This is a genomic window from Streptomyces longhuiensis, from assembly GCF_020616555.1.
GTDB lineage: Bacteria > Actinomycetota > Actinomycetes > Streptomycetales > Streptomycetaceae > Streptomyces > Streptomyces longhuiensis.
In genome coordinates this window covers 3,490,376-3,503,701 of sequence record NZ_CP085173.1, presented here as the reverse complement: position 1 = coordinate 3,503,701, position 13,326 = coordinate 3,490,376, and the positions used below count along the sequence as shown (strand labels likewise).

The window sequence follows — 13,326 nt, the reverse complement described above, 5'->3', positions numbered from 1 at the left end:
AACCGGATCCGCACCACTGACCACCCCTGCTCGAAATCGTCGTCGCACGACTGGACGCACGTCTACGCCGGCCGGTTCACAGGGCAGGCGAGGACCCCGACCCCGACCACCTCACATCCGCCCGAACACCCGGTGAGCCCCGGGGAAGCGACGCGTCACCGCCCCGCAACGACGCCGCAACCTCCCCCGGGCAGGATCAATTCATGACGGCGTCGAAACACCATCGCGACGAGCCCACCGGCACGGCCCACCTCGACAGTACGGCGCAACTCATGACCAGGATCACCAGCCAGCTCGGCACCCAGCTCAGCCACGTCCGCCTCGACGGCAGCCGCCGTACACCCCCGCAGGCACCGCCCGCCCCACCCGCCCCGCACACCCCGCCCGCCCTGGTGGTGGTGGCGCACGGCAGCCGCGACCCGAGGGCGCTCGCCACGGTCCACGCCCTGCTCGACAAGGTGCGCGAGGAACGCCCGGGACTCCCCGTCCACCTCGGCCACATCGAGCTGAACGAACCGCTCCTGACCGACACCCTCGCGGGCCTCGCCCCCGGCAGGGCCGTCCTCGCCCCGCTGCTCCTGTCGCGCGGCTACCACGTCAAGCAGGACATCCCGGCAGCCCTGGCCACGGCCCCGCACCTGACGGCCCGCGTCGCCCAGCCGCTGGGCCCCCACCCGCTCCTGGTGGAAACGCTGTACGCGCGTCTGGTGGAGGCGGGCTGGGACCCGCGCCCCGACGCCCGCACGCGCAGGACGAGCGGCGTGGTCCTCGCGGCGGCGGGCTCCCGCGACCCCGATTCGGCCGTCGACACGGCCCGCACGGCCGCGCTCCTGGCCGAGCGGCTGGGCGTCCCGGTCGTGCCCGCCTACGCGAGTGCCGCCGCCCCCACGGTCCCGGCCGCGTTGCGTGCCCTCGCCGTCAGAGGAAGGCACCGCGCCGCCGTCGCCGCGTACTTCACGGCGCCGGGCCGCTTCGCCACCCAGTGCGCGCAGGCCGCCCCCTGGATAGCCGCGGCCCCGCTCGGCGCACACACGGCGATGGCCCGCCTCCTCCTCCACCACTACGACGGGACCGTCGCCTCCCTGGCGGCCACCCCCTTGCAGCGGCAACTCACGTCGGCCTGACCGTTTGTCACCGCATGCCCTTACTGTCAGTCCATGGAAGGCACGCACGAGACACCCGCAGCGAAACACGGGACACCCGCAGCCAGACACGAAGCACCCGCACCACAACACGAGACACCCGCAGCGAAATCGAACCCGACCGCCCCGACCGCCCCGACCCACGCCACCGACCCGTCCGGCTATGACGCCGCGTCGGTGGAGCGCTGGGCACCCGAGCCCGACAAACGCCCCGGCCGCACCGCCTTCCAGCGCGACCGCGCCCGCGTCCTGCACTCCTCGGCACTGCGCCGCCTCGCGGGCAAGACCCAGGTCGTCACCCCGGGCACGATGAACCGCGCCTGGGACGCCAGCCCCCGCACCCGGCTGACGCACTCCCTGGAATGCGCGCAGGTGGGCCGGGAGCTCGGCGCGGCACTCGGCTGCGATCCGGACCTCGTCGAGACGGCCTGTCTCTCGCACGACATGGGCCACCCGCCCTTCGGGCACAACGGCGAACAGGCGCTGAACGAGGTGGCGCAGGACTGCGGCGGCTTCGAGGGGAACGCGCAGTCGCTGCGCCTGCTGACGCGTATCGAACCCAAGCGCTTCGTCCACAGCGCCGACACGGACGAGCTGGTCAGTGTGGGACTGAACCTCACGCGCGCCGCGCTCGACGCCGCGACGAAGTACCCGTGGCCCCGCGGCGGCCACCCCACCGACCCGGCCTCGCCCAAGTTCGGTGTGTACGAGGACGACCGCCCGGTGTTCGACTGGGTCCGCAAGGAGTCACCCGAGCGCAGGACCTGCTTCGAGGCGCAGGTCATGGACTGGTCGGACGACGTCGCGTACTCGGTGCACGACCTGGAGGACGGGCTGCACGCCGGCCACCTCGACCCGAACATGCTGCACGCGGAGCCCGAGCGCCGGGACATCTACGCGGTCGCGATCGGCCGTTACGTACCGGCGGACACGGACCCCGAAGAGCTCGCGGCGGCGCTCGACCGGCTCCTCGACCAGGAGTGGTGGCCGCACGGCTACGACGGAACGGCCGTCGCCCAGGCCCGCCTCAAGGACGCGACGAGCCAGCTCATCGGCCGCTTCTGCCTCGCGGCCGAGGCCGCCACCCGGGCCCGCCACGGCACGGGCCGCCTCACGCGCTACGAGGCCGAACTGGTGGTGCCGCGCGAGGCCCGGCACGAGTGCGCGGTCCTCAAGGCGGTCGCCGACCGGTACGTGATGCAGCGCCCGCAGCAGGAGCGGCTCCGCGCCGACCAGCGCATCGTCGTGGCGGAACTCGCCGAGGCGCTCACCCGCCGCGCGCCCGACGGTCTCGACCCGCAGTTCCGCGCCCTGTTCGACACGGCGGGCGACGACCGCGCCCGCAAGCGCGTGATCGTCGACCAGATCGCCTCCCTCACCGACGCCTCGGCCCGCGAGCTGCACGCACGGCTCACCGGGCCCCGTCCCTGAGGGGCGCTCCCGTGCACGGTCGTCCTGGGCGTCCCACTCGTCGCGAAACCGGCCATCGACCACTGGGCGTGACGAAAAGATGCCCTGTTCGGGCCATGCCCCCTTCCCGCATCACGCTCCGTGCGGGACGCTCGCATATGGCGCCATGGCAAAGAGGAGGCATCACGTGGTCGACGCGGATCAGACGTTCGTCATTGTCGGAGGCGGGCTCGCCGGAGCGAAAGCGGCTGAGACGCTGCGCTCCGAGGGCTTCAACGGCAGAGTGATCCTCATCGGGGACGAGGGGGATCATCCGTACGAACGCCCACCCCTGTCCAAGGGCTATCTCCAGGGCAAGGAGGAACGGGACAGCGTCTTCGTCCACGAACCGGCCTGGTACGCACAGAACGACATCGAGCTGCACCTCGGCCAGACCGTCGTCGCGGTCGACCCTGCCGTGAAGAACGTCCGGCTGGGCGACGGCACGGTCGTCCACTACGACAAGCTGCTCCTGGTCACCGGCGCGGAGCCGCGCCGCATGGACATCCCGGGCACCGATCTCGCCGGCGTGCACCATCTGCGCCGCCTCGCCCACGCGGAGCGCCTCAGGGGCGTCCTCGCCTCCCTCGGCCGGGACAACGGCCACCTCGTGATCGCGGGCGCGGGCTGGATCGGCCTGGAGGTCGCCGCGGCGGCCCGCGAGTACGGCGCCGAGGTCACCGTCGTCGAGCCCGAGGCGACCCCGCTGCACGCGGTCCTCGGCCCCGAGATCGGCCAGATCTTCGCCGACCTGCACGCCGAGCACGGCGTCCGCTTCCACTTCGGGACCCGCCTCACCGCCATCACCGGCCAGGACGGCATGGTCCTCGCCGCCCTCACCGACGACGGCGACGAGCACCCGGCCCACGACGTGCTCGCCGCGATCGGCGCCGCCCCGCGCACCTCGCTCGCCGAGTCCGCCGGGATCGAACTCGCCGACCGGTCGAGCGGCGGCGGCATCGCCGTGGACGCCTCGCTGCGCACCTCCGACCCGGACATCTACGCGGCCGGTGACGTGGCGGCCGTGCAGCACCCGCTCTTCGGGACCCGGCTGCGCGTCGAGCACTGGGCGAACGCGCTCAACGGCGGCCCGGCGGCCGCCCGGGCCATGCTGGGGCAGGAGGTGACGTACGACCGTGTGCCGTACTTCTTCTCCGACCAGTACGACGTCGGCCTCGAGTACTCGGGCTGGGCGCCCCCCGGCTCGTACGACCAGGTCGTCATCCGCGGGGACGCGGGCAAGCGGCAGTTCATCGCGTTCTGGCTCAAGGACGGGCGGGTGCTCGCCGGGATGAACGTGAACGTGTGGGACGTCACGGAAAGCATCCAGGCCCTCATCCGCACCGGGGTCAGGCCCGGGGCGGAGCGCCTGGCGGATCCGTCCGTCGCGCTGACGGAGCTCCTCGAGGGGGAGGACGGGTGACGTGAGTGTCGGCGGGCCGCCGTAGAATCCTTGCGTGGCAGGCAGGATCAATGACGAGGACGTGAAGGCGGTCCGGGACGCGGTCCCGATCGACGCCGTGGTGTCCGAGTACCTGCAACTGCGCAACGCGGGCGGCGGGAACCTGAAGGGCCTGTGCCCCTTCCACGACGAGAAGTCGCCGTCCTTCCAGGTCAGCCCCAGCAAGGGCCTCTTCCATTGCTTCGGCTGCCAGGAGGGCGGCGACACCATCACGTTCGTGATGAAGGTCGACCACCTCTCCTTCTCCGAGGTCGTCGAGCGCCTCGCCGGCCAGGCGGGCATCACGCTGCGGTACGAGGAGGGCGGCTACAACCCCTCGCACCAGCGCGGTGAGCGCATCCGCCTGGTCGAGGCGCACAAGGTGGCCGCCCAGTTCTACATGGACCAGCTGGAGAGCGCCGAGGCGGAGATCGGCCGCAAGTTCCTCGCCGAGCGCGGCTTCGACCAGGCCGCCGCCGCGCACTTCGGCGTCGGCTACAGCCCGGCAGGCTGGGACCACCTCACGCGCTTCCTGCGTGGCAAGGGCTTCACCGACAAGGAGCTCATCACCTCCGGGATCTCCCAGGAGGGCCGCCGCGGGCCCATCGACCGCTTCCGCGGCCGTCTGATGTGGCCCATCCGCGACATCGGCGGCGAGGTCGTCGGCTTCGGCGCCCGCCGCCTGCGCGAGGACGACAACGGCCCGAAGTACCTGAACACGCCGGAGACGCCGATCTACCGGAAGTCCCAGGTCCTCTACGGCATCGACCTCGCCAAGAAGGAGATCGCCAAGTCGAGCCGCGCGGTCGTCGTCGAGGGCTACACGGACGTCATGGCCTGCCACCTGGCCGGCATCACGACCGCCATCGCGACCTGCGGCACCGCCTTCGGCGGCGACCACATCAAGATCCTGCGCCGCCTCCTCATGGATAACGGCAGCGCCCGCGTGATCTTCACCTTCGACGGCGACTCGGCGGGCCAGAAGGCCGCCCTGCGCGCCTTCGAGGACGACCAGAAGTTCGCCGCCGAGACCTACATCGCCGTCGCCCCTGACGGCATGGACCCCTGCGACCTGCGCCTGGCCAAGGGTGACGAGGCGGTCGCCGACCTGGTCGAACCCCGCACCCCCCTCTTCGAGTTCGCCCTGCGCCACATCGTCTCCCGCTACGACCTGGAGACCCCCGCAGGCCGCGCCGCCGCGCTCGACGAGGCCGCCCCCGTCGTCGCCCGCATCAAGAACAGCGGCGCGCAGCACGAGGTCGCCGTCCAGCTCGCCGGCATGCTCGGCATCCTCGACACCCAGTTCGTCGTCAAGCGCGTCTCGCAGCTCGCCCGCTGGGCCCGGGACCGCGGCGGCCGCGGCCCCGCCCCGGCCCGCCCGCAGCAGCCCTACGAGGCCGCGGCGACCCGCGCGTCCGCCGCGGGCCCCGCCCTCACGCTGCGCAACCCCGTGTACGCCACCGAGCGCGAGCTGCTCAAACTCGCCCTCCAGCGGCCCGAGTTGGTCTCCCCGGCCTTCGACGCGTACGGCGTGGACGAGTTCACCGCCGCCCCGTACGCCGCGGTGCGCGAGGCGATCATCGAGGCGGGCGGCGCCGACCTCGGCACCCAGGACCCGCAGGCATATCTCGTACGGGTACGGGAGGCGGCCCCCGACGACGCGGTGCGCGCCATGGTCACCGAGCTCGCCGTCGAGGCCATCCTGCGCAGGTCCGTCGACGAGGTCTACGCGGGCCAGCAGCTCGTCGCCGTGCGCCGCCGCGCCGTCGACCGGCGCATCCGGGACGTACAGGGCTCCCTGACCCGTCTGGGCACGCACAGCGACCCGGCACGCCTGTCCGCCGTCCAGGAGGAGCTGATGGTCCTTCAGCGCTACGACAGGGCACTGCAGGACCTCGGCGCGCAGGCGCTCTGAGCGCCGCGCCCCCTTCGGTCCGGGGCGAGGCCCGCCCGGCCGGTTTCGTCCCGCCCCGCGGGGGCAGGCGTTGTGCACGGTAACCGAGCGGTCACGGAACGAACTCAAAAAGTCGCCGCACGCCCCTCGTGGCGGCGTTGTGTCGTACAGCACACTGGGTCCGGTGCCTGAGTCCTCGGAGCGCGGCCGGAACCCCGACAACGGGTCCGACACCCCCGCGGTTCCGCCCAACGCGTACGGGACGGACAGCGGTGTGGCCGCCGTCGCCGATCCCGGTGTACCCCTGCCGCACGCCTCAGCAGCGATCACCTTGGAGGTCGCCCCCGTGCAGACCCAGACCCTCAGCCAGACCGGTGCCGCACGTCAGAGCGCCCAGGGCGCCCCCGCGCCGGACACGGACGCGGAGGCACTCCCGGCCGTCCCCCAGCAGCGGGGGCCGGAGAACCATCCGGACTCCGACCCGCCCGACGATCCCGCCGGCACCCCGCAACCGGCCGATACGGCCGAGCTGGCCGAGCCGGATGCGGAGTCGGAGTCGGACCCGGAACCGCGGCAAGCCGGTGCCCGCCCGCCCGTCGCCCTCCTCCTGGACACGGTGGACTCCGAGACTCCCGAGCCGCCGCCCTCGCGCGGCCGCACCGACACGGGCGGCCCCTCCTCGGACCTGTTCCGCCAGTACCTGCGCGAGATCGGACGGATCCCGCTGCTCACGGCCGCGGAGGAGGTCGACCTGGCCCGCAAGGTCGAGGCCGGTCTCTTCGCGGAGGAGAAGCTGACGGGCACCCCCGACCCGGACTCCCAGCTCGCCATCGACCTCGACAAACTCGTCGTGATGGGCCGGATGGCCAAGCGCCGCCTCATCGAGGCCAACCTGCGCCTCGTCGTCTCGGTCGCCAAACGTTACGTGGGCCGCGGCCTGACCATGCTGGACCTGGTCCAGGAGGGAAACCTCGGCCTGATCAGGGCGGTCGAGAAGTTCGACTACGCCCGCGGCTACAAGTTCTCGACGTACGCGACCTGGTGGATCCGGCAGGCCATGTCACGGGCCCTCGCCGACCAGGCCCGCACGATCCGCGTCCCGGTGCACGTCGTCGAGCTGATCAACCGGGTCGTGCGCGTCCAGCGCCGCATGCTCCAGGAACGCGGCTACGAACCCACGCCCGAAGAGGTCGCCGCCCATCTCGACCTGCCGCCGGAGCGGGTCAGCGAAGTCCTGCGCCTGGCCCAGGAACCGGTGTCGCTGCACGCGCCCGTGGGGGAGGAGGACGACGTCGCGCTGGGCGACCTGATCGAGGACGGCGACGCGGCGTCCCCCGTCGAGTCGGCCGCGTTCCTCCTCCTGCGCGAACACCTGGAGGCGGTCCTCTCCACCCTCGGCGAACGCGAACGCAAGGTGGTCCAGCTCCGCTACGGCCTGGCGGACGGCCGCCCCCGCACGCTGGAGGAGATCGGCCGCATATTCGGGGTGACCCGGGAACGCATCCGCCAGATCGAGTCCAAGACCCTGAACAAACTCAGGGACCACGCTTTCGCGGACCAGCTGAGGGGCTACTTGGACTGAGGGCGGCCCCCCAAAAAAGAGGCGCGGGGAACGGCGCGCTCAACCCCTACAGCCCGCAGTCGAACCATCGGGGGCGCGGGGAACGGCGCGCTCAACCCCCACAACCCGCAGTCGAACCATCAGGGGCGCGGGGAACGGCGCACTCAGCCACGAACGACCCGCACGCAGAACCCCACCCCCCCCATGACGCGGCTACTCCACCTCCACCACGGCCTGCGCGAACTGAGCCTCGTACAGCCGCTCGTACGCCCCACCCGCGGCGCGCAACGCATCGTGGGTGCCCTGCTCCACGATGTCTCCGTTCTCCATCACCAGGATGGTGTCGGCGTCGCGGATCGTGGACAGCCGGTGAGCGATGACGAAGCTGGTCCGCCCGTGGGCGAGCCGCGCCATCGCCTTCTGGATGAGCACCTCGGTACGGGTGTCGACGGAGCTCGTCGCCTCGTCGAGGACGAGTATCACCGGGTCCGAAAGGAACGCGCGCGCGATGGTGATGAGCTGCTTCTCACCGGCGCTGACCCCCGACCCCTCGTCGTCGATCACGGTGTCGTAGCCCTCGGGCAGCGTCCGGATGAACCGGTCCGCGTGGGCGGCCCGCGCCGCCTCCTCGATCTGCTCCCGGGTGACGTCCTTCGCCGCGCCGTACGCGATGTTGTCCGCGATCGTGCCGCCGAACAGCCACGTGTCCTGGAGCACCATGCCGATCCCGGAACGGAGTTCGTCGCGCGACATCTTCGCCACGTCGACCCCGTCGAGGGTGATGCGCCCGCCGGTGACCTCGTAGAAGCGGAGCAGCAGGTTGACCAGGGTCGTCTTGCCGGCGCCCGTCGGGCCGACGATGGCGACGGTGTGCCCCGGCTCCACGGCGAGGGACAGGTCCTCGATGAGGGGCTTGTCCTGCTCGTAGCGGAAGGACACGTTCTCGAACTCGACGAGCCCGCGCAGCAGATCGGGCTTCTCGCCCGGCACCGGGTCGGCCTCCTGCTCGTCCGCGTCGAGCAGTTCGAAGATCCGCTCGGCCGACGCGACGCCCGACTGCACCAGGTTCGCCATCGAGGCGACCTGCGTCAGCGGCATGGAGAACTGCCGCGAGTACTGGATGAACGCCTGGACGTCACCGATCGACAGCGAACCCGAGGCGACCCGCAGGCCACCCACCACGGCGACCAGCACGTAGTTCAGGTTCGACACGAAGAACATCAGCGGCTGCATCATCCCGCTGTTGAACTGCGCCTTGAACCCGGCCTCGTAGAGCGCGTCGTTCTGCTCGGCGAACGCCTTCGCCGACTCCTCCTGACGCCCGAAGACCTTCACCAGGTTGTGGCCGGTGTACATCTCCTCGATGTGCGCGTTCAGCTTGCCGGTGGTCTTCCACTGCTGCACGAACTGCGGCTGCGACCGCTTGCCGACCCGCGTCGCGATCAGGAACGACAGCGGCACCGTCACCAGCGCCACCAGCGCGAGCAGCGGCGAGATCCAGAACATCATCACCAGCACGCCGATGATGGTGAGCAGCGAGTTGATGAGCTGACCCATCGTCTGCTGGAGCGTCTGCCCGATGTTGTCGATGTCGTTCGTGGCGCGGCTGAGGACCTCACCGCGCTGCCGCTTGTCGAAGTACGACAGCGGAAGGCGCGACAGCTTCGCCTGGATGTCCTCGCGCATCCGGAAGACGGTCTTGTTGAGCGCCCGGTTGGACAGCCGTGTCGCCACGGCCATCAGCAGCCCGGCCCCGAGGAACGTGAACAGGGCGATCCCGAGCACGGAGCCCACGGCCCCGAAGTCGATGCCCTGGCCGGGCGTGAAGTCGATCCCGGAGAGCATGTCGGCGACCCCGGAGTCGCCCTTGGCCCGCATCCCCTCGATGACCTGCGCCTTGCTGCTTCCGGCGGGCATCTGACGCCCGATGATGCCCGCGAAGACCAGGTCGGTCGCCCGGCCCAGGATCTTCGGGCCCAGCACCGACAGGCCCACACTCAGGACGACACACGCGACCATCGCGTACATCGTCGTCCTCTCGGGCTTGAACTGCCTGATGAGCCGCTTGCCCGAGCCCTTGAAGTCCATCGAACGCTGGTCCGGGCCCCCGGCCATCATCCGCCCGCCTGGCCCCGCCATCAGGCCGCCTCCGCTTCCGTCAGCTGGGAGAGAACGATCTCCCGGTACGTCTCATTGCCGGCCATCAGCTCGTGATGGGTGCCCGTGCCCACGACATGGCCCTCGTCGAGGACCACGATGCGGTCCGCGTCGCGGATGGTGGAGACCCGCTGGGCCACGATCACCACGGTCGCCTCGGAGGTCTCCTGACCCAGCGCCGCCCGCAGCGCGGCGTCCGTCGCGTAGTCGAGCGCGGAGAACGAGTCGTCGAAGAGATAGATCTCGGGCCGCTGCACCAGCGTCCGCGCGATCGCGAGCCGCTGGCGCTGACCGCCGGAGACATTGGTGCCGCCCTGCGAGATCGGGGAGTCGAGCCCGTTCTCCAGCTTCTTCACGAAGTCCTTGGCCTGTGCCACCTCCAGGGCGTTCCACAGCTCCTCGTCGGTCGCGTCGGGATTGCCGTACCGCAGATTCGTCGCGACCGTCCCCGCGAAGAGGTACGGCTTCTGCGGCACGAGCCCGACGGTCCTGGCGAGCAGCGCGGGGTCGATGGTGCGCACGTCGACGCCGTTCACCAGGACCTCGCCGTCGGTCGCGTCGAACAGGCGCGGCACCAGGCCGAGAAGGGTGGACTTGCCGCTGCCGGTCGAGCCGATGACGGCGGTCGTCTCACCGGGGCGCGCGGTGACCTGGATGGCCTTGAGCACCGGCTCCTCGGCGCCCGGATAGCGGAAGCCCGCGTCCCGGATCTCCAGGTGGCCGTGGTCGCGCAGCTCGCGCACCGGCGAGGCCGGCGGCACGACGCTGGACTCGGTGGAGAGGACCTCCTGGATGCGCTCGGCGCAGACCTCGGCGCGCGGCACCATCATGAACATGAAGGTGGCCATCATGACGCTCATCACGATCTGCATCAGATAGGCGAGGAACGCGGTGAGCGCGCCGATCTGCATGCCGCCGCTGTCGATGCGGTGCGCGCCGAACCAGACGACGGCGATCGACGAGATGTTCACCACGGTCATGACGATCGGGAACATCAGCGCGAGGAGCTTGCCGGTGCCGAGGGAGACCTCGGTCAGATCGGCGTTGGCCTCGCGGAAGCGACCCTTCTCGTAGTCGTCGCGGACGAAGGCGCGGATGACGCGGTTGCCGGTGATCTGCTCGCGCAGCACCCGGTTCACCGTGTCGAGCCGCACCTGCATGGTGCGGAACAGCGGCCGCAGGCGGCGCACGATCAGGCTGACGCTGATCCCGAGGACCGGGACCACGGCGAGCAGCACGCCCGACAGGGGCACGTCCTGGCCCAGCGCCATGACGATGCCGCCGACACACATGATCGGCGCCGACACCATCAGCGTGAACGTCATGAGCGTGAGCATCTGGACCTGCTGCACGTCGTTCGTCGTGCGGGTGATCAGGGACGGCGCCCCGAACTGGCCCATCTCGCGCGCCGAGAAGGACTGCACGCGGTCGAACACGGAGGCCCGGACGTCCCGTCCGAGCGCGGACGCGGTGCGGGCGCCGTAGTACACGGCGCCGATGTTGCAGACCATCTGGACCACGGTGATCGCGATCATGATGGCGCCGAACGTCAGGATGTAGCCCGTGTCCCCCTTCACGACACCGTTGTCAATGATGTCCGCGTTCAGGGTGGGCAGATAGAGCGAGGCGCAGGTCTGCAGGAACTGCAGCAGCACCAGCACGCCGATGGGTTTCTTGTACGGACCGAGGTAGGTCCGCAGGAGTCGTATGAGCACGCTCGGTCTCTCGAAGTCGGCCGGTGAGGGGTCAGTGGTGCACGACCCCCATCGTCCGACACTCCACCCGCGTTACCTCAACCGATTTAGCCAAGAGCCCGCCAAGAAACCTACGTGGAGCGGGACGAAGCGGTCACGCCCCCACGGAATCGAAGGCTCCGGGGTGCGTCTGTTCCCGTACGGCGGTGAACTGCTGTCGCACCGCCTGCCCGACGGGCAACTCCTCGCCCGGCTCCAGAACCTGCGCCGCCGCGCCCTGCCACTGCGGCAGCTGCCCGTTCAGCGCCCACGCGGCCTGCCGCGCCGCACCGAGCGCCGCGTAGTCCGCGGGCTGCGGCACCACGACCTGCGTCCCGAACAGCATCGGCGCCGCGGCCTGCACCGCCGGCAGCTCGGCCGCCGCGCCGAGCAGGAAGATCCGCCGCACCTCGACCCCCCGCGCGCGCAGTACGTCCATGGCGTCCCCGAGCCCGCACAGCATGCCCTCGAACGCGGCCCGCGCGAGATGCTCCGGCTTCATCGACTCCCGCCGCAGCCCACTCAGCGTGCCCGCGGTGTGCGGCAGATTCGGCGTCTTCTCGCCCTCCAGATACGGCAGCAGGACCAGGCCGTGCGACCCGGGAGTCGACTTCATCGCCAGGTCGGACAGCTCCTCGATCCCGGAGAGCCCGAGCATGTCGGCCGTACCCCGAAGGGCCCGCACCGCATTGAGCGTATGGACGACGGGCAGATGCATGCCGGTCGCGTCGGCGAGCGAGGTGATCATCCCGGACGGATCGGCCAGCGCCTCGTGGTGCACCGCCATGACCGACCCCGAGGCGCCGAGCGACACCACGGCGTCGCCCTGACGCACCCCGAGCCCGAACGCCGCGGCCATCGTCTCGCCCGTACCGGCCGAGATGATCAGCCCCTCCGGAGTGGTGCCGGCCGCGTCCCCCGGACCGAGCACCTCCGGCAGCATCGCCTGATGCCCGAGCGCCAGCTCGACCAGATCAGGACGGTACGAGCCGCTCGCCGCCGACCAGTAGCCGGTGCCCGAGGCCCCGCCCCGGTCGGTGGTCCGCCGCGAGGGCCGGCCGAGGAGCTGCCACACCAGCCAGTCGTGGGCCTGGAGCACGAGCGCGACCCGCTGCGCGGCCTCCGGCTCGTTCCTCGCCAGCCACCGCAGCTTCGTCACGGGATGCATGGCCTGCGGCACACACCCGACGGCCTGTGCCCACGCCTCGCGCCCGCCGAGCCGGTCGATGAGATCCGCGGCCGCGGCCTGCGTCCGCTTGTCGCCCCCGGGCATCGCGGGCCGCACGGTGTTGCCCTGCGAGTCGAGCGGCACCAGCGCGTTCTGCTGCGCGGAGACCCCGATGGCCTGCACGCCTTCGAGCAGCCCGCCGCCCGCGGCCTCGCCGAGCGAGAGGAGCCACGCCTGTGGGTCGACATCGGCGGGACGGCCACCGCCCTCGCCGGGTTCGAGAGGGTGCGGGGCATAGCCCTGCTTGAGCACGGCACCGGAGTCCGCGTCACAGACCACGATCCGAGTGAAATCGGGCGAACTGTCCAGCCCGGCGACTATCCCCATGACTGAATTCTGCCGCACTCCGCCCCGGCCCCGTCCCGCGGGCCGGGGCCGGGCCGAGGACCCGCTCTCGCCAGGGCCGTGGGGCTCAGGTGTTGCTGGTGCCCCAGTCGTCCTCGAAGCCGTCGCCGCCCTGGCCGCGCTCCCGCAGCGAGCGGACCCGGCCGGCCACCGACTCGGGGACCCGGCTCTCGACCTTCTCGCTCACCGAGTGCAGCGCTTTGCCCGCGATCTGACGCGTCTGCTGGGCCGCGGACTCCGCCGTGTTCCGGACGGCAGGGTTCTGCGCGAACTCGCGGGCGGACTTCTTCAGCTGCTCGTAGCGCTCGCGTCCGGCCCGGGTCCCGAGCACGTACCCCAGGGCCAGACCGGCGACGAATGTGAGCCGGTAGCGCAT

Annotated in this window: 9 protein-coding genes; 5 read left to right on the top strand and 4 right to left on the bottom strand. The window is 71.2% G+C overall.

Translation table 11 applies throughout. From position 1 onward, the window contains the following. The first annotated feature begins 203 nt into the window (after positions 1–203). The 5 genes from LGI35_RS16340 (at position 204) to LGI35_RS16320 (ending at position 7,508) form a co-directional block, all read left to right on the top strand. Positions 204–1,124: a sirohydrochlorin chelatase gene (locus LGI35_RS16340; RefSeq protein ID WP_227294554.1), complete on the top strand. Its 921-nt coding sequence runs from the start codon at positions 204–206 to the stop codon at positions 1,122–1,124. Positions 1,125–1,157: 33 nt separating this feature from the next. Next, entirely contained in the window at positions 1,158–2,573 is a 1,416-nt protein-coding gene (locus tag LGI35_RS16335; protein WP_227294553.1) for a deoxyguanosinetriphosphate triphosphohydrolase, read from the top strand. Positions 2,574–2,739: 166 nt separating this feature from the next. Next, positions 2,740–4,014, top strand: a complete 1,275-nt coding sequence (locus LGI35_RS16330; protein ID WP_227294552.1) for an NAD(P)/FAD-dependent oxidoreductase — start codon at positions 2,740–2,742, stop codon at positions 4,012–4,014. Between the two features lie 34 nt (positions 4,015–4,048). Beyond that, a complete protein-coding gene (gene dnaG, locus LGI35_RS16325) occupies positions 4,049–5,947 on the top strand; it encodes a DNA primase (protein WP_116502217.1) in 1,899 nt (632 codons plus the stop codon). Between the two features lie 163 nt (positions 5,948–6,110). Further along, the gene (locus tag LGI35_RS16320; RefSeq protein ID WP_227294551.1) at positions 6,111–7,508 is read left to right on the top strand and encodes an RNA polymerase sigma factor; all 1,398 of its coding nucleotides are present in this window, start codon (positions 6,111–6,113) and stop codon (positions 7,506–7,508) included. Positions 7,509–7,700: 192 nt separating this feature from the next. Here LGI35_RS16320 and LGI35_RS16315 read toward each other — a convergent pair whose 3' ends face one another. From LGI35_RS16315 to LGI35_RS16300, 4 genes are all read right to left on the bottom strand, one after another. Beyond that, positions 7,701–9,626, bottom strand: a complete 1,926-nt coding sequence (locus LGI35_RS16315; protein WP_227294550.1) for an ABC transporter ATP-binding protein — start codon at positions 9,624–9,626, stop codon at positions 7,701–7,703. Continuing rightward, positions 9,626–11,359: an ABC transporter ATP-binding protein gene (locus LGI35_RS16310; RefSeq protein ID WP_227294549.1), complete on the bottom strand. Its 1,734-nt coding sequence runs from the start codon at positions 11,357–11,359 to the stop codon at positions 9,626–9,628. Before LGI35_RS16310 ends, LGI35_RS16315 begins: the two co-directional genes overlap by 1 nt. Positions 11,360–11,492: 133 nt before the next feature. Then, on the bottom strand, positions 11,493–12,932 hold the full coding sequence (locus LGI35_RS16305) for an FGGY family carbohydrate kinase (protein ID WP_227294548.1): 1,440 nt from the start codon (positions 12,930–12,932) through the stop codon (positions 11,493–11,495). A gap of 85 nt (positions 12,933–13,017) precedes the next feature. Then, complete coding sequence (locus tag LGI35_RS16300) at positions 13,018–13,326, bottom strand: YtxH domain-containing protein (protein WP_227294547.1); 309 nt, start codon at positions 13,324–13,326, stop codon at positions 13,018–13,020.